Here is a 25,120-nt window from a genome sequence, read left to right as displayed (position 1 = left end):
ATTGCAACACAGGGCACCCTCCCCGTCCAGGCGACGTAGCCTCGGTCCATGGCTGAACTCTCGCTCCCCGTCCTCGACCTCTCCCAGCTCGACGAAGGCCCCGACGCCGCCGCACGATTCCGTGAAGAGCTGCGGGCCGCGACGCACGACGTCGGCTTCTTCTACCTCACCGGCACCGGGATCTCCTCCGAGCTCGAGGCCCGGCTCCATCAGGCGGCGCTCGACTTCTTCGCCCTGCCCGAAGAGGACAAGCTCGCGATCGAGAACGTGAACAGCCCGCATTTCCGCGGGTACACCCGAGTGGGCGGCGAGCGGACGCAGGGGAAGGTCGACTGGCGCGAGCAGATCGACATCGGCCCCGAGCGCGAACCCGTCGACGGCGGCCCCGCCTTCAACCGGCTCACCGGCCCCAACCTCTGGCCCGCAGCCCAGCCGGAGCTGAAGGAGATCGTCACGGAGTGGCACGACACCCTGACCGAGATCGCGCGCAAGCTTCTTCGCGCCTGGGCTGTCACTCTCGGCGCAGACGAGACCTACTTCGACGAGCCGTTCCGCGATCCGTCGACTCTGATCAAGATCGTGCGATACCCGGGCACGGACGAGCCGGAACCGCAGCAGGGCGTCGGAGCGCACAAGGATTCCGGTGTGCTGACGCTGCTGTGGGTCGAGCCCGGCAAGGGCGGACTCCAGGTCGAGCGTGACGGCGAGTGGGTCTCTGCTCCCCCGGTGCCCGGCGCCTTCGTCGTCAACATCGGCGAGCTGCTGGAGTACGCCACCGGCGGATACCTCAAGGCCACGAACCACCGTGTGATCTCACCGCGGACGCCGGAGGAGCGCATCTCGATCCCGTTCTTCTTCAACCCCGCGCTCGATCAGCAGCTGCCACTGCTCGAGCTCCCCGCTGACCTCGCTGCGCAAGCGACCGGAGTCACCGAGGATCCCGGCAATCCGATCCATGCGACCTACGGCGAGAACGCGCTCAAGTCTCGGCTTCGGGCGCACCCCGATGTCGCGGCGATCCATCACCCCGACCTCGTCGGCGCGACCGCCTGAGGGACGTCACAGTTCCACCCCACCGCTGAGGGCGACGATCTCGCGCAGTGCCTGAAGGTGCGCGGCGAAGGCATCACGCCCCGCCTTCGTCGGACGCACCCAGGTGCGCGAGCGCCCCCCGACCGTGCCTTTGCGCGCGACCACATACCCGGCGGCCTGCAGGTGCGCGATCGCCTTGCTCAGGGGCGAGTCGCCGCACTGCAGCATCTCCCGCAGGGCTGAGAAGTCGAGCTCCATCCCGTCGCCCAGTCCGGCCATGAGGGAGAACCGGATCGGCGAGGCGAAGTTGTCGTCCAGCCGCGTGCGCGGGTGCGGGACGGAGGCGGACTCACGCACGTTCGCCGTGCCCCGCGACGAAGGAGACAGCCACGAAGGACGCGGTCACGCCAACTCCGGCGCACATGCCGGCGAGTCCCGCGTTGTCGAGCACTCCGGATCCCAGGACGATGCCCACGGGTATACAGGCGGCGACGAAGAAGACGGTGAGGTGCGGCCAACGCCATGACGCGCCGACAGCGGGGAGACCGAGGTCGGAGGCGGAGGCCGCGATCCACGCCACGAGGCACAGCATCACGAGCAGGGTGATGACACTCCTCAACACGTCGTCCGGCGATCCCGCGAGCACCGTCAGCACGGCGAACGCGATGCCGACGAGCACGGTGCCCCAACGAAGCCGACGCGGCAGCGGCCGGGGAGCCGGACGCGGACGACGCGGGTCACCCGCAGCCCGTATGAGCTGCACGACGCCATGCCCTCCGACTCCGACGAGCACGATGGCTGCCGGGATGAGCACCACCCCGACGGGAAGTCGCGTATCCAGAGCAGCGAACCCGAACACCACGAAGGCACCGATGACGATCATTGCGCCGCCGACCAACAGCGGCCACCGCGAGCGCGTCATCCGCCACTGCATACCCGTGCGCTGCGCCATCCCGGTGGACAGCTGCCCCCAGACCAGGAGAATGAACAGCACGATCTGCGACGCCAGCACGTCGTCCTGCCGGAGGACGAGCGCGAAGGCGACGAAAAACGCCGCCATGACCACGGCGTTGCCGATCTGCAGTCGGGCGAGAGCGCGTCGGTCGACGGCACGGTCACGGCGGTCTACCACCGCCTCCACCGTCTCGAGGTAGCGCCGAGCGGTCTCCGGGTCCGGTGGCACCAGAGCGTCCTGACCTTCGATCGGCTTCTGCTCCATGAGGACCTCCCCCGCTTTCCAGGTGGAAAGCTCTATGACTTTCCTATCGGAAAGTCAGGCGGGTCGCAACCGGCACCGCTACGCACGCGGGCACGACGAAGGCCGCCCCACACCGTGGGACGGCCTTCTCAAGAATGTTCTGCGCGATTGAACGCAGGGTCGCGGTGCCTTAGCGGCGAAGTCCGAGACGCTCGATCAGCGAGCGGTAGCGCGCGATGTCGATGTCCTGGAGGTAGCCGAGCAGACGACGGCGCTGACCCACGAGCAGGAACAGACCACGACGCGAGTGGTGGTCGTGCTTGTGCTCCTTCAGGTGCTCGGTGAGGTCCTTGATGCGCTGCGTCAGCATCGCGACCTGCACCTCGGGGGATCCGGTGTCACCGGGGTGCGTCGCGTACTCTTCGATGATCGCCTTCTTGACGTCTGCTTCCAGTGCCATAGATTCGATCCCCTTTCAGCTTGTTGCGCGGCGCCCGACGCCTGATGCGTGGGCTCTCTTTATCCGCGGCCGATCAAACGGCAACCTGACGAGTCTACCAGTCGTCGGCTCGCTCGGGTGACACGGGCACCGAAGGGATGTCGGCGGTGGTCGACTAGGGCGTGTCTGACAGAGCTCCAGTCCATACGATGACGGTGTTGAGGCGGACGGCCGCGCGGTAGTTCACCGCGTGTTCGTCGACGCGGGTCGCGAGGCCTCGCCATTGTTTCAAACGGGCGTGGTTGCGCTCGATCACGTTGCGGTTCCTGTAATCGACGGCATCGAGTCCGATGGGTCTGCCGCCGCGTGGTCCTCGACGCTTGCGGTGCCCTTTCTGTCATCAGGCTCGGGGATGACGGCCTTGATACCGCGGGCGCGGAGGTGGCTACGGATCGCGCGGGACGAGTACGCCTTGTCACCGCGGACCGCCTCCGGTCGAGTGCGCGGGCGACCGACGTCACGCGCGACACACAACTGCCTCATCAACGGCAGCAGCATGGGTGAGTCACCTGCCTGCCCCGGAGTGATCAGGGGGACGAGAGGAATACCGTTGCCGTCAACGAGCTGATGGATCTTCGTCGATAACCCGCCCCGGGAGCGGCCGATCCCGTGAGCGCGAGCGATGGTGGAGTCCACCGACCACGACCAGTCGACCAACCCCACCGCGTCTGCTGCCGCGGTCAGTTTCGCCAGCAGGTCATCCCACATGTGCGATTCACCAGAGCGTCTCGGTGTCGGTGGGCCTCACGTCAGCCCACTAGTGCGGCAGCTGCGGCCGAGCGATCTTTGCCTCGGTTTTGCGTCGGTCTTCTCGGATGACGCTGATGATGCTGATGGTGGTCGCCACGAGCAACAGGATCTGGAACGTGACCTGGAAGGGATCCGGGCTCTCCGAGGAGTGGGCCTGCGGCATGGACGCGCCTGGTGTTCCTGCACCCGACGCGAGGTACAGCACCCAGTCGGTGAAGGCGTGGGCGAGCATGGCGACCCAGAGTCGTCCGGTGACGCGGCGCACCCAATAGTAGGCGGCACCGGCCGCGGCGAGGAAAGACACCTGGAACGCGATGGTGGCGAGCGAGGCGCCGGCGATGATGCTGCCGGGGATGTGCGCGAGCGCGAACACGAGGCTGGTCCCGAGAAGGGTGACGAGCTCACCGTGACGCGCGCGCAACGCCGTGAGCAGGACCCCACGGATGAGCAGCTCCTCACCGAACCCGACCATCAGGGTGCCTGCCGCGATCACGAGAACGTATCCGATAGGACGAGATGCCCAAGGGATGTCGCCAAGTTGGCTGATAGGCAGCAGCACCACGAGGACGGGTATCGAGACCAACCACCAGCGCTTCGGCGTGAGTGATGGAGTCGGACGCTCCCGCCATACATCTTCACCCCAGCTCGCCCAGCGCAGGAACAGAAGCAGACCAATGATCGCGATGGCGAGTGGTATGAAGTGGCCGAGCGAGAACTGTGCAAGTTCCTGATCGTCGCTTGCGAGTCCGCTCAGCAGACTGCCGAGGCCAGCGGCGAGGAGGACGTATACGACGACCGCGGCGAGGGCGAGCCAGATGCTCCGCGGGCGCCCGGATGTCACCGCTGACTCGTTATGCACGTGCGCCGATCTTCTCGTTCGCGCCGCGGATGACGAACGGGACGAAGATCAGGGCGAGCACGCCCGCGCCCAGGTAGACGATGGAGCCGAACCCGGCAAAGGGACCAGGAGTACCGTGCAACACGGCGAACGTCGAGAAGTCCCAGAGGCCGTGCAGGACCATTGCCCAGATGAGCGTGCCGGTCGTCCGGCGCACGATGTAGAAGATGGTGCCGCCGAGGAACGCGAAGGCTACCTGCTGCACAGTCGCGAGGAGCGCCTGGCCGGATGCGGCGTTGATGAGGTGCATGAGTGCGAACAGTGCAGAGGTGAGGAACCACACCCACCCCTCGCTGAGCGTGCTGCGCAGGGACGTGAGAAGCAGACCGCGAGTGGTGAGCTCTTCGGTGAAGCCGACGAGGATCAACACGATGGACGCCGCGAAGAACGCCCCGTCATAGGAGGCCCAGTCGGTGGAGGCGAGATTGATGAGGAGCGCGACGACCATGATGATCGGCGCGATGATCGGCCACCGAACGCTACGCTTCTGCTCGCGGAGCGCGGGCCGCCACCAGCCCAGGAGCGTCGTCGTGATCGCCAGCAGGATCGCGGCGACGATCAGCGAGAGGCCTGCCCCGAGGAACAGGTTGCCGCCACTCTCGCCGAGCTCGGTGTACGGCACACCGCTCAACTGCTGCACGAGGAACACGACCGCGACGTAGCCGATGTAGATGGCGAGGCCGATCCAGACCCGAGGACGCACCTTCAGAGTCTCAGTCATAACCCACATCCTGGCAGAGCCCCGTTTCGAACACATGACTTCTACGCACCGCAGCCGGTATCCCGCAAGATCGTGCAGGACGAAGGCCGAGCAATCTTCACCGCCTTTCGGCTCAGCGTCAATGCAACTTAGACCAACGGCGCCGCGAGCCACTCTGTAGCCCTCGACGCTGTCTTCGCCTGGCTCATATTGTCAGACACGCCCTAGTCTCGAACCGTGCAGAAGCAGTCCGAAGCGTGACCCCCAGACGCGGTCATCTGATCGACCTCTCCCCTCTCGCATCCAGCCCCGCATTCGCCCGGATGTGGATCGGCTCGACCCTGGCGGGCATCGGCGGCCAGCTCACCATCGTGACGGTCATGCTGCACGTGTTCGAGCTCACGCAGAACACCTTCGCCGTGTCCATGATCGCCGTCGCCGGACTGGTACCCATGATCCTCGCCGGCCTGTACGGCGGGATGCTCGCCGACGCGTTCGACAGGCGCCGGGTAGCCCTCATCGCCGCCACCGTCACCTTCGCCTCCACAGCGCTCCTGGCCGCGCTCACCTGGACGGGCACGGAGACGATCTGGTGGCTGTACGCCCTGAGCATGATCAACTCGGCCGCCAACTCCGTGGGCATGGCGACGCGCACCGCGATCGTCCCGCGTCTCATCCCGCGGGAAAAACTCGCCGCGGCATCGGCACTCAACGGCGTCGCCTTCGGGCTCACCGTCATGGCGGGTCCCGCGCTGGCGGGCCTCCTCGTGGCCCTCACCGGCTACGGATGGACCTACACGATCGACGTGGTGCTGATGCTGTCGATGTTCCTCGGGCTGTGGACGCTGCCGGCGTTGCGCCCGGAGGGCGAGGCCGTCCGCCCCGGGCTGGAGTCTCTGGTCGACGGCTGGCGGTTCCTCCGCAAGGCCGGCAACATCCGCATGCAGTACATCATCGACATCATCGCGATGACGTTCGGACAGCCGCTCGTGCTGTTCCCGGCGCTCGGCACGGTTCTCCTCGGCGGCGGTGCACTGACCACCGGCATCCTGACGGCCGCGGTCGCCGTCGGGACCTTCACCTCGAGTCTGTTCTCCGGCCGCGTCGTGCAGTACCGCTGGCACGGTCGAGGGATCGCGAGAGCCGTCGAGGCTTACGGCGGATCGATCCTGCTCTTCGGCGCCGTGCTGCTCATCGGCGCGCTCTCCGCCCCTGCGAGCGAGGCTGTGCCGAACTTGGGCCTCATCATCGCCGCGTGCATCGCACTGGCGCTCTCCGGCGCCTCCGACAACGTCAGCTCGATCTACCGCAACACGATGATGCAGGCCGCCGTGCCCGACGCGATGCGCGGACGCCTCCAGGGACTCTTCGTCGTCGTCGTCGCCGGCGGCCCCCGCGTCGGGGCGCTGTACGCGGGGACGCTCGCGACACTGACGAGCCTCTGGTTCCCGCCCATGCTCGGCGGCTTCCTGGTGATCGCTCTGGTGGCGACGCTCGCCCGCCGCAGCCGTCGTTTCCACGACTACGACGCAGAGAACCCCGAGCCCTGACGGGCCCGGGGTTCCGGTCTCTATCCGACGCGTCAGTCCTGCTGCAGCGCGCCCTGGAGGTCGAGGCTGATGGTCACGTCCTTGCCGACGAGAACGCCGCCGGTCTCGAGCGCAGCGTTCCAGGTCAGGCCGAAGTCCTCGCGGTTGATGACCGTCTTGGCGGATGCGCCGGCCTTGTAGTTGCCCCACGGGTCGCTGCCGAATCCGCCGAAGTCGAGCTCGAAGGTCACCGGCTTCGTGATGCCGCGGATGGTGAGGTCGCCGTCCACGAACAGGTCGCCGCCCTCGGCGCGTGCGCCGGTCGAGACGAACTCCATGGTCGGGAAGTTCTCGGTGTCGAAGAAGTCGGCGGAACGGAGGTGCTGGTCGCGGCCCTCATCCTTGGTGTCGACCGACGTGACGTCGACGGATGCCTCGACCTTGGCCTCGAGAGGGTTCTCCGGAGCAATCAGGGTGGCGCTCTTGACGCCGAAGGTGCCACGCACCTTCGAGATCATCATGTGACGGACACTGAAGGTGACCTCGCTGTGCGAGGGGTCCAGGACCCAGGTGCCGGGACGGTAGCCGGGGATGTCGATGCTGGTCATTGCTTCTCCTCTGGAGACGTCAGCCGCAGCTGCGGCAAGGGACAGGGGCCGCGTTCACCGCGACCACTGTGACAACTTACATTCAGAAGCATGTATTCCCCTGAATGAAGAAACTTTTCCCGAACAGCACGAGGCGCCCCTCTCCCGAAGGAGCGGGGCGCCTCGTTGAGCGAGCCCGGATCAGCCGACGGCGACGAGATCGATGATGAAGATCAGGGTCTTGCCGGAGAGGAAGTGGCCTCCGCCGACGGGGCCGTAGGCCAGGTGCGGCGGGATGATCAGCTCGCGGCGGCCACCCACCTTCATGCCGGGGATGCCGTCCTGCCAGCCCTGGATGAGACCCCGCAGCGGGAACTGGATGGTCTCACCACGACCCCAGGAGGAGTCGAACTCTTCGCCGGAGTCGAACTCGACCCCCGCATAGTGCACGGTGACGGTGTCGCCGGGCTTCGCCTCGGCACCGTCACCCTCGATGATGTCGCGGATGACGAGGTCCGCGGGCGCAGGGCCGGTGGGGGCGTCGAACTCAGGCTTTGTGCGATCAGTCATACGTCCATCAAACCCGAGCGCGATGGACCGGGTCAACGCACCGACACCTGCTCACAGCGAACACCTCGCAACTTCATCGAGGCGCCGGGGGAAGAAGCTCTTGACACTCGCGCGGGGCCGGGTGCACCCTGTTTACAGATCAACTCAGCGCCCGGGAGACTCGCAGGCATCGCCGCAGCACCGGGCGCTGAGTCTTGCCACAGGCCTGCGCTCCGCGGTCACCCGGCGTCTCCGCACAGCAGGTCTGCGATCTCCACGGGGTGGCTCAGCATCGCGCAGTGACCACCCGGGAGTTCATCCACGGTCAGCCCGAGGCGGGTCGCAGCCAGGTCGCGCAGGAACCCGGAGGGGAAGAAGCGGTCGTCCGAGAACACCACCACTCGCGTCGACACGTCGGGCCACTCCCGAAGCGGCCACGGCCGCTCCATCGCCTCCTGCGACGGGTGCGCGCGCTCGCGCCGCAATGCCTCCTCTGCAAGCGCGCGCGGGACGCCGTTGTAGAAGCTGACGAGCGGATCCTCATTGCCGGTCAGCCCTCCGTCCTGCGCGGATCGGGACGCGGAAGCGACCGTGTACCCGGAGTTCTCCCACCACTGACTCGGGGACTCGTCCGGCGTGGGGATCATGCCAGCGAACAGGACGAGCTCATCGGCGGCGAGCTGTGCCGCGACCAGGGGCGCGGTGAACGCCCCGAAGGAGTGCCCGACGACCGTCACCTCCCGGCGTGCACCGACGATGTCCACGACCGCTTCGGCATAGTCCTCGAGCGTGAGGGTGTCGTCGTCGGCGGGCAGGTCAGGGGCGAACACCGCGTGACCACGCCTGCGCAGCTCGGCTGCCACGAGATGCCACGACCAGCCGACGTCACCACCGCCGTGGATCACGACGTACGTCCTCATCCGCCACCGCCCTTCCTTGCCAGAAGAGTACGCCGGCCGCGGCCGCACGTCAGTAGGCCAGGAGAGCCGCCCTCGTGGCCCTGGTGCGGATCAGCAGCGCACGCTCGTCGTTGACGGCCATCGGGTCGCGTCCCGTGATAGCCCGCTGCCGGACGGAGGCGAGCTCGGTCGCGTCCTTGATGAACGCCCGCATCAGCGGACGCCGGTCGCCGCGCAGCTGGGATGCCCACGCGAGACCCACCTTGCGTCCGCCGGGTGTGGCCAGCATCGTGACTTCCTCCGGGGTGAACCACCCCGCTGCGGCGTAGTCCTCCAGGCGGGCTCTCGTGAGTCGCGCCTCCTCCCGTCGCAGCGCGACGATGCCCAGGATGAAACCGATGAACAGCGGCACCTGGAGAGTGAAGTAGAGCCCGAAGAAGTCCGCGAAGGTCGCTGACCCGTTCCAGAGCGCGTGCAGCAGGATCGCTCCGACCAGACCCAGTGCTCCGGCTCCGGCCGCAGCCCGCGCCGAGCCGTGGCGACGAGCGACCATGCCGATCGCGAAACCGGTGATCGCGGTGAACATGGCGTGAGCGAAGGGCGAGAGGAGTCCGCGCACGACGAAGGTCACGGTCAGCTGCTCTCCCCCGCCCTCGATCAAGCTCACTCCGAAGTACTGGATGTTCTCGGTGAAGGCAAAGCCCGCACCGACCAGGGCTCCGTAGACGATGCCGTCGACAGGACCGTCGAACGCCCGACGGGCGAGCAGGAAGATGAGGAAGACGCCGAGGCCCTTCCAGAGCTCCTCCACGACAGGTGCCTGCACGACAGCACCGAACTCCTCAGACCGGATGCCGAGCAGGAGCGTGAGCGCCGTGTCGACCAGCAGCGTGAGCCCGACCGCGGCCACCGCACCCCAGGCGATCGCGAACGCGACGAGCCGCTTGGGCTCGGGCTCCCAGCGATCGATCAGCCGGACGCCGAGGAACACGATCGTGAGCGGGATGAGCGCGAGGACCAGACCGACCACGGAGGCGAAGGATCCGAGCGCCCACACGAAGTAGCCCACGAGCGCGATCAGCAGGAAACCGAGCACGCCGAAGAGCCAGAGCGATATCGTGCGGCCCTTCCTCGTCGGCACGGGCAGAGCGGGAAGCGACTCCGCTGGCGATGGGGCGACCGGAGCCGGCGGCGTGTACGGAGTCGGCTGCGCGAGAGGAGAGGCGTAGCCCGCGACAGACCTCCTCGCAGCGGTCGGCGGCGTCGAGGCCACGGGATAAGCGGGTGAGTAGGGAGGCGGCGGTGTCGGTCCGGACGTCGGCTGCGACGCGGGCGGAGGAGCATACGGCGAGGGCTGCTGCGGCTGGGTCGGTCCTCCGGAACTCATAGGCAAAGCTTATGGGCACAACGTCGATGGTCCGGATATGGCGACGCCCTCCACCCGGCTACCTGCACCCACCCGGTAGCGTAGGAGCATGCGGTTCGCTCACCTGCGCCGTCCTGACTCCCCCCACGCGGCTCTCGCCGTGGTCGAGGGATCGGACGCCATTCTCGTCTCTGACCTCCTGACAGACCCTCCTGCCACCCTGCAGCAGCTGATCGAGGGAGGAGATTCGGCTCTCGACGCTCTTCGCGGGGCCCTGGAGAACGGCTCAGCCCCGCGGCACCCGCTCGACGGGTGGGCCTTCGACTCCGCGGTGCTCACTCCCCCCGCAGTGCTGGCCGTCGGCCTCAACTACGCCGCCCACTCGAGCGAGCTGGGGTTGAAGACGGACGCCGCGCCGACGGTCTTCACGCTGTGGCCGAACTCGCTCACCGGTCACGACCAGACCACGTCGTGGCCGCGCGCTCTGAGCGAAGCCGTCGACTACGAAGCCGAGCTCGGCGTGCTCATCGGCACCCCCGCCAAGGACGTCGCCGAGGCCGATGCCCTGACTCACGTCTGGGGCTACACGGTGGTGAACGACATCACGGCCAGGAACATCCAGTTCTCCGAGGCGCAGTGGTCCCGCTGCAAGTCGTTCGACGGATTCACTCCGACCGGGCCCTTCGCCGTGACCGCCGACGAGGTGGCAGACCCGCAGGACCTCCACATCTGGACCGTCGTGGACGGCCACACCGTGCAGGACGCGAGCACCGACCAGATGGTCCGGTCGGTCGCGAAGCTCATCGCCCACCTCTCGCAGTCGCTCACGCTGCTCCCCGGCACCCTGATCTCGACCGGCAGCCCCGGCGGTGCCGGATACTCACGCGACCCGCAGATCTTCCTCCGCGACCACTCCACCGTGACCGTCGGCATCGACGGCATCGGCGAGTTGACCACGCACTGCCGGATCACCGACTGAGCCACCGCGCAACACGACTCAGCTCGTGCAGCCGCAGCTCTGTCCGGTCTGGAGGCCGACACCGAGGCGCACGGTGCGCGGCGGCGTCGAGCCGTCGCCCGGGTCGGTGAGCAGCAGATGGGCAGCGACCCGTCCCATGAGTTCCATCGGCTGGCGGATCGTCGTGAGCGTCGGAGTCGACGTGCGCGCCGCGAGGATGCCGTCGAACCCGGCGATGAGCACATCTCGGGGCGCCTCCACACCTTCGGCGCGCAGCACACCGATGAGCGCGATGGCGACCTGGTCGCTCGCGCAGACAAGGGCATCGGGGAGAGTGCCGGCACGGGCACGGTCGATCACCGTGCGGAAGTCCGGAGACGCCTCGACGTCGACCTCGTCGAACAGCTCACCGGTCACGCCTTCCCCGCGGTCCGCGATGATCTGGAAGAACGCGTCCATCCGCTCCGCATAGTCGTGCGAGAGGTGGGCGCCGACCCAACCGAGCGAGGACACGCCGTGCCGGTCGACGAGGTGGTCGATCAGCATCCGCTCACCGCCGGCGTTGTCGACGAGCACTCGGTGCCCTTCCCCCGCCTCGCTGCTGAGCACGACGACCGGCAGGTTGGCGGCAACCGATGCGAGTGATGCCGTAGCCGAACGCCCCGGCAGCACCGCCAGCCCGTCGACGCGTCCAGCCGTGTCGGCGACGTCCGGCAGATCGGTGCCGCCGTTGCTCAGCAGCACCGCCCGACCGTTCCTTTTGCACTCGAGCACGAAGCCTCGCTGCACCTCGTCGACGTACAGCGGGAACGTCTGCGGTTCGCTGAGCCGTCGGTCCTCCGCCTCATCCCAGGGCACCGGCGCGGCGTCGAGATCGAGGGTGTTCAGGTCGACCCTCGTCTCACCGACGCCCGGGTTCTGCGGCGACGTGCCACCCGGTCGACCGTCGAGGAGCATGTCGAACAGGTGAAGACCGAGCACGCCGGTCTTCCCCCTGGCCAGGTTGCGCGCGGATCCGCTGGGGAGGTATCCGATCTCCCTCGCCGCCTGCAGCACCGACTCCCTGGTCTCCGGACGGACCTTCTCGGGCCGGCGGAAGGCGAAGGATACGGTCGCGATCGACACGCCGGCTCGTTCGGCGACGTCGTAGACGGTGGGGCGGCTGATCGCCATGGGCACCTCGCTCTCTGGGCGATTCTACTGACGGCCCCGCCGACGTCGGGGAGTCAGCGCAGGGTGAGTCCGCTGCGCAACGGGTACAGCGGATCGACCGTGTCCCCCGCCATATCAGGCCGTGCACGGCGCACCGCGTCCATGGAGCTCGGGATCTCCACCGGGAGCGTGCCCCGCGGAGGGATGGATCCGCTCAGCGCCGCGAGGACCGCCTCATCCGAGCTGCCGAACTCCACGGCTAGTGCCGACGCGAACGGCACGAACGGTGTGAGTATCCCCGGACGGTCGAGGGTGACGACCAGAACGAGCGGGCAGTCCGCCGCGATGCGTCGGAGGCGGACGACGAGTCCCGGCGGGAACTCGAGGGACCCCTGGTGGAACCAGCGCTCGAGGAAGAGATCGTCCCTGGGCTCGAAGGGCGCTCCGATGCGCACGATCGCGAGGTCGGCATCCTCGGGACCGAGCACCGGTTCCGCGAACTCCCGCAGTGCGCCGTCGCTCACGCCCTCCGCATACACGCGGGGACGCTCACCGGCGAACAGCGGCAGCGTGCCATCGCGGTTCTCCAGCACGGTGACGGATTCCGCCTGTGCCCGGAACCCCTCTTCGCGGAACGTCGCGGATCCGACGATGCGTTCGGCCTCGTCCTCGTCGACGTACGGATCATCGAAGAGTCCCAATCGGAACTTCACGAGCAGGATCCGCCGCACCGACACGTCGATGCGTGCCTCCGGAACCGCGCCGCTCTCGACGAGTTCGCGGAGCAGCTCGACGCACTCCTCTCCCCCGAACTGGTCGACGCCGGCATCCAGCAGCATCCGCATCCGCTCGATCGGCGTGAGGTGCTCCACCCCCCATGCTCTGGCAGGGAGCACCTGATCCCCGACGTGGTTGTCATTGACCAGCTCCCAGTCGGTGACGACGACGCCGTCATAGCCGAGCTCCTCGCGCAGCAGCTCGGTGATGATCTGTCGGTTGTAACCGAAGCCGATCTCGGCGATGTGCTCACCATTGCGCGCCAGGCCGACCGGCATCCCGTAGTACGGCATCATGCCGGCGGTGCCGCGACGGATCGCTTCGACGAAAGGCTTGAGGTGCTCCTCGAATCGCCCGCCGGGATAGACCTGCTCCCGGCCGTAGGGGAAGTGCGGGTCCTCCCCGTCGAGCTGCGGTCCGCCGCCGGGGAAGTGCTTCGTCGTGCACGCGACGCTCGAGGGACCGAGGTCCGCCCCCTGGAACCCGTCGAGGTACGCGGCGGTGATCTCGGCGACACGGTCGGCGTCGTAACCGAAGGTCTGCGCCTGCCGGCCCCACCGAGCCTCGGTCGGCAGGTCGATCTGCGGATGCAGCGCCGCCCTGATTCCGACAGCCAGATACTCCTGCCGTGCCGTGTCCGCGAAGCGTCGGATCAGTTCGAGGTCGTCGATCGCCGCCAGCCCCATCGCCTCCGGCCACTGTGAGAACGGACCAGCCGAGAAGGCGACGCCGGTGTTCTCCACGAAGGCGTGACGTGGGTCCGTGCTGATCGTGACAGGGACACCGTGTGGCGTGTCCTCGGCGAGCCGCTGCAACGCATTGTTCCAATGGGCGCCCTCGCGTGCCGTGCGCATGGCATGCACGTTGAAGTGGCTGAGGTGCTTGCGGAGCACCACCTCGGATGTCGGGGACTTCGAGATGGCACCCGGCGTCTCCAGCAGCTCCCCCTCCGGCCCGATCTCGATGACGGTCTGGAACATCAGACCGATCTTCTCGTGGAGTGAGAGTCGAGAGACCAGGTCTTCGGTACGCTCCGTCGCGGGAAGGCGCGGATCCTCGTAGGGATCCATGACGCCGTTGCCGTTGAGGTCGCGATAGGCGACGCCATCGCTCGAGGTGGAGACGTGCGGTTTCATCTGTCGTTTCTTTCTGTCGGCGGAGAAGGTCGAGAGCGCTGTCGCCTACTTCAGCCCGGTCGTGGCGACGCCACGGATGAACCAGCGCTGCAGGAACACGAACAGCAGGAGGATCGGCGTGATCACCAGAACCGACCCCGCCAGCAGCAGGCCGTAGTCCGTGGCGTTCTGACCGGTCGAGTACAGCGACAGCGCCACCGGAAGGGTGTACATGTCCTGGGTCTGAGCCGCCACCAGCGGCCAGAGGAAGTTGTTCCATGACGAGAGGAACGTGAGGATGCCGAGGGTGGCGAGCGGCGGCCCGCACAGCGGCATCACGATGCGCGCGAAGATCCGCCACTCCCCTGCTCCGTCGAGACGAGCGGCCTCCAGCAGCGGATCCGGGATGCCCAGCATGAACTGGCGCATCAGGAAGACGCCGATAGGTGCGGTGAGGAAGGGCAGGATGAGGCCGGGGAAGGTGTTCACCAGTCCGAGCCTGGAGACCATCACGAACAACGGCACGAACGTCACCACGCCGGGAACCATGAGGGTGACCATGACGAGCGCGAACAGCGCCTTCTTCCCCGGGAACTCCATCTTGGCCAGTGCGTAGCCGACCATCGAGCAGAACACCATGTTGCCCAGCACGGTCGCCACGGCGACGATGAGGCTGTTGGCGAAGAAGTGGCCGAAGTCCAGCGGGCCGAACCATGCGGCGAAGTTCTCACCGGTCGGAGTCTCGGGCCACCACGTCGGAGGCCGGCGCAGGATCTCGCCCTGCGTCTTGACGGAGCCGAGCAGCATCCATACGAACGGGATGAGCCACAGCACGAGCCCGACGGCCAGGACCGAGTAGGTGAGGATCCTGCCCTTGTTGTGCCCGGCGCGTGGGCGCCGGCGCGTCCGCTGCGGAAGCTCGGCGGAATCGGCGGGGGGAGCCGTCGTCGGTGTCGTCATGACGTCAGTCCTTCGAACGGAGCAGTCGGAACTGCAGCAGGCTGATCAGTGCGATCGCGAGGAACAGCACGTAGCTCGCCGCGGATGCCAGTCCGTACTCGCCGAATCCGAACTGCTGATAGGTGTAGAACGCCACGGACAGCGTCGAGTCGAGAGGGCCGCCCTTCGTCATCACGAACGCCTCCTCGAAGAACTGGAGATAGCCGACCGAGATGAGGACGGCGCCCAGGAGCAGGGTGGGTCGCAGCAGCGGCAGCGTCACGGAGATCAGGCGCCGCCATGCAGAGGCGCCGTCCATCGTGGCCGCTTCGTTGACATCCTCCGGCACCGCCTGCAGACCGGCCAGGAAGATCACCATCAGTGTGCCGACGTTGCGCCAGACCGCCATCATGATGAGCGACGGCAATGCGAACGAGGGGTCATTGAGCCAGTTGGGCCCGTCGATGCCGATGAGGGCGAGAGCGGAGTTGAGCAGGCCTTCCGGTTGCAGGATGTAACGCCAGACGACGGATATCGCGACGATGCTGGTCACGACGGGTGCGTAGAAGCCCACGCGGAAGACGGAGACGATGCGCCCCTTCCCGCTGTTGAGGGCGAGCGCGAGGGCGAGGGCGACGATCATCGTGATCGGGATGCCGACCAGGACGAAGATGCCGGTCACGCCCAACGAGGTCAGGAACCGCGAGTCGGAGAACAGCGTGAAGAACTGCTGCAGTCCCACGAAATTCACCGCGAACGGGGAACTGATGTCGCGGGCGGTGAAGTCGGTGAACGACATTGCGAACGATCCGACGATCGGGAACAGCATGAAGACGGCGAACACGATGACGAAAGGAAGGGCGAAGCCCCAGGCGACGAGCGCCTGCCTGCGTCGCGACCGGACGCCCAGCGTCTGATCCCCCGCGCTGCGGGAACCGCGAACGGTCCCCGCAGCAGGGGTGGTGGATACGGACATCGAGTCAGTCCAGCCCGATGGCGTCCGCTTCGCCCTGGAGCGTCTCGAGGACCGACGACACGTCGCCGGTCCCGCGCCGCAGGGCCTCCAGTGCCTGATCGCCCTTCGCGGCGACCTTCACCCAGCTGGTGGTGACCGGTGGCGCCTTCGCCGTCTCGAGCTGCGTGCCGAACGTGGCGAGACTCGCGTCGTCGGCCACCGCCGTCTCATCCCACGCGGCCTGGGACGCCGGCAGATCACCTGTCGCCTCGAAGAACGCCGCTTGGGTCTCCGGCTGGCTCAACCAGTCGACGAGCTTCCAGGATGAGGACGCGTTGTCGCTGTCCTTGAAGACGACCAGGTTCGCCCCACCGCTGAAGGACACCGAGCCCTCCGCGGCCGGCAGCACGGCGGTCGCATACTTGTCGGCGAAGCCCTCACCGCCGACGGCTTCGAGCTGTCCGCGCAGGAAAGGCCCTTCGACCACCATCGGCGCGGAGCCGTCGACGAACTCCGCCTCGGTCGATCCGGGCGACGTGTCGACGTTCGGATCGGCGATGCCATCGGTGAAGAAGCTCTGGTAGTACTCCAACCCCTCGGCCATCTCCGGGGTGTCGAGCGTCCACGCATCACCATCGGTGAGTTCGGCACCAGCGGACCACGGCATCCACATCGCTCCCTGGAAGGAGTCGTTGCCCGCGGGCAGCCTCATGCCCCACGTCGATCCACCCTTGCTCTGCATGTCTGCGGCCATCCGTGTGAGGTCCTCCCAGGTGGTGGGCGCCTCTGTCCAGCCGGCTTTCTCGGCGATGTCGGTGCGGTAGTAGAGCACCCGGGTGTCGACGTACCAGGGCACCCCGGCCGCGCGCTCGCCGATCTCCGTCGTGCCCAGCGCACCCTCGAAGAAGTCATCGGTGGAGATCTGCTCCGGGACCGTGGCGAAGGCATCGCCGAAGTCGGCCATCCACGTGGACCCCATCATCGCGATATCGGGGGTGTTTCCCCCGGCGATCGCCGTCTGGATCTTGTTGTGAGCCGCGTCCCAGGGGATCGGCGTGACGTCGATCTTGACGTCGGGATTGTCCTTCTGGAAGGCCTTCACGAAGTCGGGAAGGGCTTCGCCCTCCGCGCCCATCGCCCAGATCGAGATCGTGCCGGTCGCCGGCCCGTCCTCGATGGACGTGACCTCGTCCGGCCCGGAGGCCGCGTCGTCGGCCCGGCCGCAACCGCTCAGCAGGAGCGATGCCGCAGCCAGAGCCGCCACGCCTCCCAGAACACTCGTGAACTTCACGTCTTCCTCCTTGAATCGCAGGTTCTGAATCTATGCGCTTAAACACGCGTCACAGATAATTTAAGCGCATAGATTCCTGGCGGGCAACCCCTCGTGAGGACTCCGATGCACGGCAGACGACGAGCGGCCCCGACGAGAATCCGTCGGGGCCGCTGGAAGAGGAGGGGTCAGATCTCGATCAGGTCTTCCGACGCCACCACCGGGATCGCCGCCGTGATCGTCTCGAGGCCGGAGAGACGTGCCGGCGACAGCTGCTTGACGACCTCTTCGCGAGACATCAGACCGGCTTCGACCACGAGGTCGGCAACGCTGCGGTTGGTCAGCAGCGCCGTCTTCGCCAGAGCGGCAGCCGCCGCGTAGCCGATGAAGGGCGTGAGGGCTGTGATGACGCCAACGGATGCCCCCACCATGGCGCCGAGGCGGTCACGGTTGGCGGTGATGCCGTCGACGCAGTTCACGCGCAGGGTCCACATCGCCTGACGCATCCAGGTGATCGACTGGAAGATCGAGTGCGCGATCACCGGCTCGAAGGCGTTCAGCTGCAACTGTCCTGCCTCTGCCGCCATCGTCACGGTCATGTCGGCGCCGGCGACCGCGAACGCCACCTGGTTCACGACCTCCGGGATGACCGGGTTGACCTTGCCTGGCATGATGCTCGAGCCCGCCTGCATGGCGGGGAGGTTGATCTCTCCGAGACCCGCCTGCGGTCCGGACGAGAGCAGACGGAGGTCGTTGCAGATCTTCGAGAGCTTCATCGCGTTGCGCTTCAGCGTCGAGGAGAACGACATGAACGACCCGGTGTCGCTGGTGGCCTCGACGAGGTCGCCGGCCGTGCGCAGGTCGAGACCGGTGATCTCACGCAGGTGCTTGAGGACGGCGGGTGCGTACCCCGGGTGGGTCGTGATCCCCGTACCGATCGCCGTCGCGCCCATGTTGATCTCGAACATGAGGGACGCGTTCTCGGTGAGTCGCGTGTGGTCGTACCCGAGGGTCGTGGCGAAACCGTTGAACTCCTGCCCCAGCGTCATGGGCACGGCGTCCTGGAGCTGGGTGCGACCGACCTTCAGCACATCGTGGAATTCGCGCGACTTGCCCAGGAAGGACAGCCGCAGCAGGTCGAGCTCCTCGAGCAGTGAGCGCAGGGTCAGCGAGAGGCCGATCTTCACCGCGGTCGGGTACACGTCGTTCGTGGACTGGCTGCGGTTCGTGTGGTCGATCGGCGAGAGGAAGGCATAGTCGCCCTTCTCGTGACCGGCCATCTCGAGCGCGATGTTGGTGATGACCTCGTTCGCGTTCATGTTCGTCGAGGTTCCGGCACCACCCTGGATGACGCCGACCGTGAACTGCTCATGGAACTCGCCGTCGATCACGCGCTGCGCTGCGCGATCGATCAGATCAGCCCGCTCCGGATCGAGCACGCCGATCTCCCGGTTCGCACGCGCGCTCGCCTGCTTGACCATCGCGAGACCGACCACGAGGTCGGGGTACACGGAGATCGGCCGCTTCGTGATCGGGAAGTTCGCGTCGGCGCGGGCGGTATGGATCCCCCAGTACGCGTCGACGGGAATCTCCATGCTCCCGAGCGAATCGGTCTCGGTACGGGTCAGGGTAGGCGCGGCAGAAGCCATGTCACATCCTCGTGGGTCGTGGCGGGTGAGAAGGGTGGGGGATGCCCCTCAGTCTACGCCGCTCAGCGTCCTGGTTTGCGGGAGAAGGCCTCGAGTCGCCCTTCCGGGCTGAGCTCCGCCATGCGTTCGAGCCAGTCCGCGGAGAAGTAGTCGCCGGTCTCGGCGCCGGTCACGGGGACGACGGTGTGCGTGATGGTGTCGGCGTACACGTGGACGAGCTGGAATGCCTGCGCGGCATCCATGCCGTTCACCTCGGCGGCGGGGCGCGCGACGTTCATCGTGTAGCAGGTGGCGGATGCGACGCTGACCGGAACACCGGCGAAGGTGCCGTGGGACGAGTAGTGCAGGTGGCCGGCGAGGATTCCGCGGACGTCGCTTCCCCGGATGACGTCGGCGAGCTCGTCCTGGTGCCTCAGCTCGAGGATGTCGAACAGCGGCAGGTGGCTCGGCAGCGGCGGGTGGTGCATGGCCAGCATCGTCCCGAGCGGCGCGGGTTCGGCGAGCACGTCGGCCAGCCACGAGAGCTGGCCCTCATCGAGGTCGCCGTGATGCCAGCCCGGCACACTCGTGTCCAGCGCGATGACCCTCAGGCCGTCGAGGTCCCAGATTCCCGTGACAGGGTCTTCCGTCGGCTCCAGACCGAGCATCTCGGCGCGCAGTGCAGGGCGTTCGTCATGATTGCCGGCGACCCAGACGACCGGCGTGCCCAGTTGATCGGCCACCGGCTCGACGGCTGCCCGTAGTCGCCGGTACGCCTCGGGCTCCCCCAGGTCGGCGAGGTCGCCCGTCACGACGATCGCAGCAGGGTGCGGATGCACTGCCCGGATCGCCTCCAGCGTGCGGGCGAAGTTCGACTCGACGTCGTGGCGTCCGCCCAGCCGGATCCCCCCGGCGAGGAAATGCGGGTCGCTGACGTGGACGAGCACATGAGATGCGGGCTCGTGCCTGCCGAACACGTAGGGGCTGCCTGTTCCTGCGGACATGAGCCCCAGCCTATGGCCGAGCGTTCACCGAGGAGCGGGACCCGTGCGGTTCGCCGTCGATCAGTGTCCGAGGACCAGGAGCAGGATCCCGCTGACGACGGCGACACCGCACAGCGCGAAACAGGCATAGGCGCCGATCAGTGCGAGGGACTTCTGCCCCTCGGTCAGCGGGCTCTTGCGGGCGGCCTTGGCAGCCTGCTTCTCGGCGCGCCTCAGCTCCTTCTCCGTGATCACCGTGATCGCGTCGGTGAACTCGGCGGGGCTCACGACAGGTGCGCGACCGCTGCGGACGAGGAGGCGGAGCCCCAGTGCGTAGAACGTCACGATGGCGGCGGCGCCGATGAGGGCGGCCGCGAACACCTGGAGGAACGCGAACCAGTCGATCGAGACGCTCATTCGGACTCTCCGTTCCGGCCGGCGTCGGGCTTCTGCGTCGTCGACGCGGTCTTCGATGCCTTGGTGGTCGCTTTGGCGTCGGCCTTCTTCTTCGCCTTCGCCGCCGCGTCCTTCTTCGCCTGGGCCTTGGCCTCGGCCTTCGCCTTGTCACGCGCCTCGGCCCGGGCCCGAGCCTCAGCCTTGGCCTGCTCGATGCGCTGCTGACGCCTCGTCGGCGGAGGTGTGTCCGGCAGCTCGATCGCACGGCCCGACTCGGCGACGTCACTCATGGCGTTCGCCGGCGTCACGGCGTTGCGGCGTGACCGCATGAAGAGTCCGAGGATGATGGCGAGCGCGATGACGGCATCGATCACGACACCCCAGTTGCCGAGCCAGACGACGAGCAGCGCTGCAAGAGCCCCGACGCCTCCTGCCGCGGGGAGCGTCAGCAGCCAGCCGACACCGATACGGCCGGCGGTCCGCCAGCGAACGGTGGAGCCACGACGTCCGAGACCGGAGCCGATGACCGAGCCGGAGGCCACCTGCGTCGTGGAGAGGGCGAAGCCGAGGGCGCTGGAGGCGAGGATGGTGGCTGCGGTCGAGCTCTCCGCAGCGAAACCCTGCGCCGGCTTGACGTCGGTGAGCCCTTTGCCGAGGGTGCGGATGATGCGCCAGCCGCCGAGGTAGGTGCCGAGAGCGATCGTGAACGCACAGGCGATGATGACCCACAGCTCGGGCTCGTGGTGCGCTCCCGACTGCCATCCGATGGTGATCATCGCCAGCGTGATCACACCCATCGTCTTCTGCGCGTCGTTCGTCCCGTGCGCGAGCGCGACGAGGGACGAAGTGAAGATCTGCCCCCACCGGAAGCCATCGCGCCCATCGGGCTTCCCGTCGTAGCGACGGGTGATCGAGTAGGCGATCTTGGTGGCCGCGAATGCGATGAGGCCGGCGGTGACAGGGGCGATCAGAGCCGGGAGCACGATCTTCGAGAGCACCATCCCGAAGTCGATCCCGCTGATGCCCGCGCCGACCATGGTCGCGCCGATCAGTCCGCCGAAGAGTGCGTGGGACGAGCTCGACGGCAGACCCAGCAGCCAGGTCAGCATGTTCCAGGTGATGGCGCCGATCAGTCCGGCGAAGATCAGCGACAGGAACAGGTCGGTCCCCGCGTCTATGATCGCGTCTTCGCGGATGATGCCACCGGAGATCGTCTTGGAGACCTCCGTCGACAGGAATGCGCCGACGAGGTTGAGGACCGCGGCGAGGAGGACGGCGGTCTTGGGCTTCAGCGCACCTGTGGCGATCGGCGTCGCCATGGCGTTCGCCGTGTCGTGAAAGCCGTTGGTGAAGTCGAAGAAGAGTGCCAGCGCGATGACAAGCACGACGATGAGGGCTGCGGTTTCCACCGTTCGCTTTCGGTCGTTGAGGAAGAAGGAGATGTCGACGTGATCGACGTGACGAACGAAGAGTTCACCGTGGGTTTGACTTCCGTTAACCGGCCCCGGTAAATCCTCCCACCCTCCCCCGTGCCGGTCAACTCGACCTGGGATAGCGTGAGACGGTGACTGATGCCCCCGCCACCGACCGCCGTTCGACGCTCCGCACCCACCACGGCGATACCTTCGATGATCCATACGAATGGCTCCGAGCCAAGGATTCCGCGGAGGTCATCGCCCATCTGGAAGCGGAGAACGCCCACACCGATTCCGAGACCGCACATCTCTCCGCGCTCCGCGAGACGCTGTTCCAGGAGATCAAGGGACGGGTGCAGGAGACGGACCTCTCCGTCCCCACCCGCCGTGGTGACTGGTGGTACTACAGCCGCACCGAAGAGGGCGCGCAGTACGGCATCCACTGCCGCGCGGCCGCCGAGCCCGGCGACTGGACTCCCCCGCGCCTCGAACCGGGAGTCCCCGTCCCCGGCGAGGTCGTGCTCCTAGACGGCAACCACGAAGCCGAGGGCCACGAGTTCTTCTCGCTCGGCGCCTTCGACACCTCCGACGATGCGACGAAGCTGCTCTGGTCCACGGACTTCGAGGGCGACGAGCTCTACACGGTGCACGTGCGCGACCTCGCCACCGACACCACCCTCGACGACGAGATCCCGAACACGGGCGGCGCCTTCTTCACCCCGGACGGCACCGGTGTGCTCTACACGACCCGTGACGAGGCCTGGCGCCCCGATACCCTGTGGCTGCACCGACTCGGCACCCCGGTGTCCGAGGATGTGAAGCTCTTCCACGAACCCGACGAGAAGTTCTGGCTCGGCGCCGGGATCACCCGCAGCCGCCGGTACCTGGTGATCGCCGTGGGATCGAGCATCACGAGCGAGGAGTATCTGGTCGATCTGAACGGCGACCTCACCGCTGAACCGCGTCTCGTCTGGCCCCGACGAGAAGGGGTCGAGTACTCGATCGAGCACGCGGTCGTGGACGGCGATGACCGGCTGCTCGTGCTCCACAACGACGGAGCGCTCGACTTCGAGCTCGTCTCGGTCTCCGCCTCCGACCCGCAGGGCCGACGACGGGTGGTGCTCCCCCACGAGCAGGGACGGCGACTGCTCGGGGTCGAGGCCTTCCGCGACTTCGCCACCGTGGAGTACCGCAGCGAAGGTCTGGAGCGTGTGGGCCTGCTCGACTACGTCACGGATGCGGTCGAGGAACTCGCCTTCGACGAGCCGCTCTACTCGGCGGGCGTGAGCGGAAACCCGGAATGGCACTCGCCGTTCCTCCGCCTCGGGTACACGTCGTTCGTGACGCCGGGAACCGTGTACGACCTCGAACTCGCCACCCGTGAGCTGGTGCTGCGCAAGCAGGTACCCGTGCTGGGTGGCTACGACCCGACGGACTACGGCCAGCGACGCGAATGGGCCACCGCGGCCGACGGCGTGCGCGTGCCGATCTCACTCGTCTGGAAGCGCTCGTTCGGGGAGCCGGGAGCGGAACCGCGCCCTGTGCACCTCTACGGCTACGGATCGTACGAGCACTCGATCGATCCCGGATTCTCGGTCGCGCGTCTTTCCGAGCTGGACCGCGGTGTGATCTTCGCGGTCGCCCATGTGCGCGGAGGCGGCGAGATGGGCAGGCAGTGGTACGAGGACGGGAAGCTCCTCCACAAGCGCAACACCTTCACCGACTTCGTCTCCTGCGGCGAGCATCTGGTCGAGACGGGTGTGACCACTCCGAGCCGGATGGTGGCAGAGGGTGGCAGCGCCGGCGGTCTGCTCATGGGCGCCGTGACGAATCTCGCGCCCGAGCTGTTCGCCGGGATCCTCGCCGGCGTGCCTTTCGTGGACGCCCTGACGACGATCCTCGATCCGTCGCTGCCACTGACCGTGATCGAATGGGACGAGTGGGGCGACCCGCTTCACGACAAGGATGTCTATGCCTACATGAAGTCGTACAGCCCGTACGAGAACGTTCGCGACGGCGTCCGGTATCCGCGGATCCTCGCGGTCACCTCGCTGAACGACACCCGGGTGCTCTACGTGGAGCCGGCGAAGTGGGTTGCCCGTCTGCGCGAGGCCGGGGCCACCGACGTGCTGCTCAAGTGCGAGATGGTCGCGGGGCACGGCGGCGTGAGCGGACGCTACAACTCCTGGAAGGAGCGGGCGTTCGAGCTCGCCTGGCTCCTCGACACTCTCGGCCTCGCCGAGGTGTGACACCGGACTGTCCTCGCGTTCGCGCCTGAACGAACGCGAGGACAAGCCTGCGTGAGTGCGACCGCGAGAACAGGCGATCACGCAGGAACAGGCAGGTTTCGACTCAAGCGGCCTGTTCCGGCGCGGTGGCCCGTCGCCGCGTCGTCCCGAGAATGCGGGTCGAGGATGATTCCGCGAGGTGGCCTGAACCGGCGCGAGCTGCAGACGGGACCCGGGCTCAACCGAAGAGTGCAGCCGCCTCGTCGTAGCGGTAGCGGGGAACCGTGTTCAGCTCACCGAGCGCGTCGGCGAACGGCACACGCACGATGTCGGTGCCCTGCATCGCGACCATCTGACCCCATGCACCGTCGACGATCGCGTCAGCCGCATGCAGTCCGAGCCGCGTCGCGAGCACGCGGTCGAAAGCGGAGGGCGATCCACCACGCTGGATGTGTCCGAGGATCGTCGCCCGCGTCTCGATCCCGGTGATGCGCTCGATCTCAGGGGCGAGCTGGTCTCCGATACCGCCGAGGCGCGGGCGATTGAACGCGTCGAGCCCCTTGTCGCTGTATGCCTCGTCCATGCCGAGCAGCTTGAAGCCCTCCGAGACGACGACCAGTGGTGCACGTCCGCGATCATGTGCACTGGTCACGAGCTCCGTGATGTCATCGATGGACATCGGCACCTCGGGGATGCAGATCACGTGAGCGCCTGCGGCCATGCCGGCATGCAGCGCGATCCAGCCGACGTGCCGGCCCATGACCTCTGCGACCATGCAGCGCTGGTGCGAGTCGCCGGTCGTGCGCAAGCGGTCCATGGCGTCCGTGGCGATGTTGACCGCGGTGTCGAAGCCGAACGAGTAGTCCGTCGCCTGCAGGTCGTTGTCGATCGTCTTGGGGACGCCGATGACCTTGATCCCGTCCTTCGCGAGACGGTCGGCCGCGGCGAGTGTGCCCTCGCCGCCGATCGCGATGATGCCGTCGATCTTGTGCCCGTAGAGAGTCTTGGCGATGTTCTCGGCTCCCCCGCGCTCGCCCTCGTAGGGGTTGGTGCGGCTGGTGCCCAGGATGGTGCCGCCGACCTTCGACAAGCCCTTCACCTCGTGTCGGGTCAACGGCATGAAGTCACCGTCGACCAGGCCACGCCATCCATCTCTGATGCCGACGAACTCCAGGTCGTACGTGGTGGTGCCCTTGAGCACGATGCCGCGGATGACCGCGTTGAGGCCGGGGCAGTCGCCGCCGCTCGTCAGGATGCCGATCTTCATGCTGGTGCCTTCAGACGTTCGGGAGATGGG

The 25,120-nt window shown here is 67.2% G+C and carries 23 protein-coding genes and 1 pseudogene; 4 read left to right on the top strand and 20 right to left on the bottom strand.

Features of this window, described 5'->3' with window-relative positions:
• Positions 1–48 precede the first annotated feature (48 nt).
• Positions 49–1,053: an isopenicillin N synthase family dioxygenase gene (locus tag AAY78_RS10720; RefSeq protein ID WP_046748298.1), complete on the top strand. Its 1,005-nt coding sequence runs from the start codon at positions 49–51 to the stop codon at positions 1,051–1,053.
• A 6-nt stretch (positions 1,054–1,059) separates the two neighbouring features.
• Here the strand turns inward: AAY78_RS10720 and AAY78_RS10715 are convergent, their stop codons facing one another.
• The 6 genes and pseudogenes from AAY78_RS10715 to AAY78_RS10690 all read right to left on the bottom strand — a co-directional run bounded on the left by AAY78_RS10715 (position 1,060) and on the right by AAY78_RS10690 (position 5,098).
• Positions 1,060–1,389, bottom strand: a complete 330-nt coding sequence (locus tag AAY78_RS10715; protein ID WP_046748297.1) for a transcriptional regulator — start codon at positions 1,387–1,389, stop codon at positions 1,060–1,062.
• The gene (locus AAY78_RS10710) at positions 1,382–2,251 is read right to left on the bottom strand and encodes a hypothetical protein (protein WP_046748296.1); all 870 of its coding nucleotides are present in this window, start codon (positions 2,249–2,251) and stop codon (positions 1,382–1,384) included. The genes AAY78_RS10715 and AAY78_RS10710 overlap by 8 nt, the downstream gene beginning before the upstream one ends.
• A gap of 169 nt (positions 2,252–2,420) precedes the next feature.
• Positions 2,421–2,690: a 30S ribosomal protein S15 gene (rpsO, locus tag AAY78_RS10705; RefSeq protein ID WP_017830938.1), complete on the bottom strand. Its 270-nt coding sequence runs from the start codon at positions 2,688–2,690 to the stop codon at positions 2,421–2,423.
• A 154-nt stretch (positions 2,691–2,844) separates the two neighbouring features.
• Positions 2,845–3,458 (bottom strand): annotated as a pseudogene (locus AAY78_RS19535) (IS5 family transposase); the annotation flags it as partial.
• 28 nt (positions 3,459–3,486) lie between these two features.
• On the bottom strand, positions 3,487–4,320 hold the full coding sequence (locus AAY78_RS10695) for a CPBP family intramembrane glutamic endopeptidase (RefSeq protein ID WP_046748295.1): 834 nt from the start codon (positions 4,318–4,320) through the stop codon (positions 3,487–3,489).
• 10 nt (positions 4,321–4,330) lie between these two features.
• Positions 4,331–5,098 (bottom strand): CPBP family intramembrane glutamic endopeptidase, encoded by a 768-nt coding sequence (locus AAY78_RS10690; RefSeq protein ID WP_231589703.1) that lies wholly within the window; start codon positions 5,096–5,098, stop codon positions 4,331–4,333.
• 236 nt (positions 5,099–5,334) lie between these two features.
• Between AAY78_RS10690 and AAY78_RS10685 the strand changes: the two genes are divergently transcribed.
• Positions 5,335–6,627: an MFS transporter gene (locus AAY78_RS10685; RefSeq protein WP_046748294.1), complete on the top strand. Its 1,293-nt coding sequence runs from the start codon at positions 5,335–5,337 to the stop codon at positions 6,625–6,627.
• Between the two features lie 32 nt (positions 6,628–6,659).
• Here the strand turns inward: AAY78_RS10685 and AAY78_RS10680 are convergent, their stop codons facing one another.
• From AAY78_RS10680 to AAY78_RS10665, 4 genes are all read right to left on the bottom strand, one after another.
• Positions 6,660–7,214 (bottom strand): YceI family protein, encoded by a 555-nt coding sequence (locus AAY78_RS10680; RefSeq protein ID WP_045265072.1) that lies wholly within the window; start codon positions 7,212–7,214, stop codon positions 6,660–6,662.
• Between the two features lie 180 nt (positions 7,215–7,394).
• The gene (locus AAY78_RS10675; protein ID WP_046748293.1) at positions 7,395–7,763 is read right to left on the bottom strand and encodes an FKBP-type peptidyl-prolyl cis-trans isomerase; all 369 of its coding nucleotides are present in this window, start codon (positions 7,761–7,763) and stop codon (positions 7,395–7,397) included.
• A 218-nt stretch (positions 7,764–7,981) separates the two neighbouring features.
• Positions 7,982–8,662: an alpha/beta fold hydrolase gene (locus AAY78_RS10670; protein WP_046748292.1), complete on the bottom strand. Its 681-nt coding sequence runs from the start codon at positions 8,660–8,662 to the stop codon at positions 7,982–7,984.
• A 49-nt stretch (positions 8,663–8,711) separates the two neighbouring features.
• A complete protein-coding gene (locus AAY78_RS10665; RefSeq protein WP_046748291.1) occupies positions 8,712–9,914 on the bottom strand; it encodes a PrsW family intramembrane metalloprotease in 1,203 nt (400 codons plus the stop codon).
• A 202-nt stretch (positions 9,915–10,116) separates the two neighbouring features.
• Between AAY78_RS10665 and AAY78_RS10660 the strand changes: the two genes are divergently transcribed.
• Positions 10,117–10,986 (top strand): fumarylacetoacetate hydrolase family protein, encoded by an 870-nt coding sequence (locus AAY78_RS10660; RefSeq protein ID WP_046748290.1) that lies wholly within the window; start codon positions 10,117–10,119, stop codon positions 10,984–10,986.
• Between the two features lie 18 nt (positions 10,987–11,004).
• Here AAY78_RS10660 and AAY78_RS10655 read toward each other — a convergent pair whose 3' ends face one another.
• The 9 genes from AAY78_RS10655 to AAY78_RS10615 all read right to left on the bottom strand — a co-directional run bounded on the left by AAY78_RS10655 (position 11,005) and on the right by AAY78_RS10615 (position 21,589).
• Positions 11,005–12,138 (bottom strand): LacI family DNA-binding transcriptional regulator, encoded by a 1,134-nt coding sequence (locus AAY78_RS10655; RefSeq protein WP_046748289.1) that lies wholly within the window; start codon positions 12,136–12,138, stop codon positions 11,005–11,007.
• 53 nt (positions 12,139–12,191) lie between these two features.
• A complete protein-coding gene (locus tag AAY78_RS10650; RefSeq protein ID WP_046748288.1) occupies positions 12,192–14,030 on the bottom strand; it encodes a glycoside hydrolase family 3 protein in 1,839 nt (612 codons plus the stop codon).
• Positions 14,031–14,075: 45 nt separating this feature from the next.
• Entirely contained in the window at positions 14,076–14,969 is an 894-nt protein-coding gene (locus tag AAY78_RS10645; RefSeq protein ID WP_046748287.1) for a carbohydrate ABC transporter permease, read from the bottom strand.
• Positions 14,970–14,973: 4 nt separating this feature from the next.
• The gene (locus AAY78_RS10640; RefSeq protein ID WP_046748286.1) at positions 14,974–15,924 is read right to left on the bottom strand and encodes a carbohydrate ABC transporter permease; all 951 of its coding nucleotides are present in this window, start codon (positions 15,922–15,924) and stop codon (positions 14,974–14,976) included.
• A gap of 4 nt (positions 15,925–15,928) precedes the next feature.
• Positions 15,929–17,194, bottom strand: a complete 1,266-nt coding sequence (locus AAY78_RS10635) for an extracellular solute-binding protein (protein ID WP_046748285.1) — start codon at positions 17,192–17,194, stop codon at positions 15,929–15,931.
• 167 nt (positions 17,195–17,361) lie between these two features.
• Positions 17,362–18,822 (bottom strand): aspartate ammonia-lyase, encoded by a 1,461-nt coding sequence (locus tag AAY78_RS10630; protein ID WP_046748284.1) that lies wholly within the window; start codon positions 18,820–18,822, stop codon positions 17,362–17,364.
• A 62-nt stretch (positions 18,823–18,884) separates the two neighbouring features.
• Positions 18,885–19,805, bottom strand: coding sequence for a phosphodiesterase (locus AAY78_RS10625; protein WP_046748283.1), 921 nt, complete (start codon positions 19,803–19,805; stop codon positions 18,885–18,887).
• Between the two features lie 60 nt (positions 19,806–19,865).
• Positions 19,866–20,201, bottom strand: coding sequence for a hypothetical protein (locus AAY78_RS10620; protein ID WP_046748282.1), 336 nt, complete (start codon positions 20,199–20,201; stop codon positions 19,866–19,868).
• Positions 20,198–21,589, bottom strand: a complete 1,392-nt coding sequence (locus AAY78_RS10615) for an inorganic phosphate transporter (protein WP_046748281.1) — start codon at positions 21,587–21,589, stop codon at positions 20,198–20,200. Before AAY78_RS10615 ends, AAY78_RS10620 begins: the two co-directional genes overlap by 4 nt.
• 155 nt (positions 21,590–21,744) lie before the next feature.
• Here AAY78_RS10615 and AAY78_RS10610 point away from each other — a divergent pair, with 155 nt between their 5' ends.
• On the top strand, positions 21,745–23,844 hold the full coding sequence (locus tag AAY78_RS10610; RefSeq protein ID WP_046748280.1) for a S9 family peptidase: 2,100 nt from the start codon (positions 21,745–21,747) through the stop codon (positions 23,842–23,844).
• A gap of 217 nt (positions 23,845–24,061) precedes the next feature.
• Here the strand turns inward: AAY78_RS10610 and AAY78_RS10605 are convergent, their stop codons facing one another.
• Positions 24,062–25,090, bottom strand: a complete 1,029-nt coding sequence (locus AAY78_RS10605; RefSeq protein WP_046748279.1) for a 6-phosphofructokinase — start codon at positions 25,088–25,090, stop codon at positions 24,062–24,064.
• Positions 25,091–25,120 lie beyond the last annotated feature (30 nt).

Origin of the sequence: Microbacterium sp. Ag1 (assembly GCF_001005635.1) — a bacterium.
GTDB classification, from domain to species: Bacteria; Actinomycetota; Actinomycetes; order Actinomycetales; family Microbacteriaceae; genus Microbacterium; species Microbacterium oxydans.
This window is presented reverse-complemented; position numbering and strand designations above follow the sequence as displayed.

Bases quoted from the DNA above. Each gene is read 5' to 3' on its own strand.
- AAY78_RS10720 (WP_046748298.1), top strand. From the start codon at position 49: ATGGCTGAACTCTCGCTCCCCGTCCTCGACCTCTCCCAGCTCGACGAA.
- AAY78_RS10710 (WP_046748296.1), bottom strand. From the start codon at position 2,251: ATGGAGCAGAAGCCGATCGAAGGTCAGGACGCTCTGGTGCCACCGGAC.
- rpsO (WP_017830938.1), bottom strand. From the start codon at position 2,690: ATGGCACTGGAAGCAGACGTCAAGAAGGCGATCATCGAAGAGTACGCG.
- AAY78_RS10690 (WP_231589703.1), bottom strand. From the start codon at position 5,098: ATGACTGAGACTCTGAAGGTGCGTCCTCGGGTCTGGATCGGCCTCGCC.
- AAY78_RS10680 (WP_045265072.1), bottom strand. From the start codon at position 7,214: ATGACCAGCATCGACATCCCCGGCTACCGTCCCGGCACCTGGGTCCTG.
- AAY78_RS10675 (WP_046748293.1), bottom strand. From the start codon at position 7,763: ATGACTGATCGCACAAAGCCTGAGTTCGACGCCCCCACCGGCCCTGCG.
- AAY78_RS10670 (WP_046748292.1), bottom strand. From the start codon at position 8,662: ATGAGGACGTACGTCGTGATCCACGGCGGTGGTGACGTCGGCTGGTCG.
- AAY78_RS10660 (WP_046748290.1), top strand. From the start codon at position 10,117: ATGCGGTTCGCTCACCTGCGCCGTCCTGACTCCCCCCACGCGGCTCTC.
- AAY78_RS10655 (WP_046748289.1), bottom strand. From the start codon at position 12,138: ATGGCGATCAGCCGCCCCACCGTCTACGACGTCGCCGAACGAGCCGGC.
- AAY78_RS10650 (WP_046748288.1), bottom strand. From the start codon at position 14,030: ATGAAACCGCACGTCTCCACCTCGAGCGATGGCGTCGCCTATCGCGAC.
- AAY78_RS10645 (WP_046748287.1), bottom strand. From the start codon at position 14,969: ATGACGACACCGACGACGGCTCCCCCCGCCGATTCCGCCGAGCTTCCG.
- AAY78_RS10640 (WP_046748286.1), bottom strand. From the start codon at position 15,924: ATGTCCGTATCCACCACCCCTGCTGCGGGGACCGTTCGCGGTTCCCGC.
- AAY78_RS10630 (WP_046748284.1), bottom strand. From the start codon at position 18,822: ATGGCTTCTGCCGCGCCTACCCTGACCCGTACCGAGACCGATTCGCTC.
- AAY78_RS10625 (WP_046748283.1), bottom strand. From the start codon at position 19,805: ATGTCCGCAGGAACAGGCAGCCCCTACGTGTTCGGCAGGCACGAGCCC.
- AAY78_RS10620 (WP_046748282.1), bottom strand. From the start codon at position 20,201: ATGAGCGTCTCGATCGACTGGTTCGCGTTCCTCCAGGTGTTCGCGGCC.
- AAY78_RS10605 (WP_046748279.1), bottom strand. From the start codon at position 25,090: ATGAAGATCGGCATCCTGACGAGCGGCGGCGACTGCCCCGGCCTCAAC.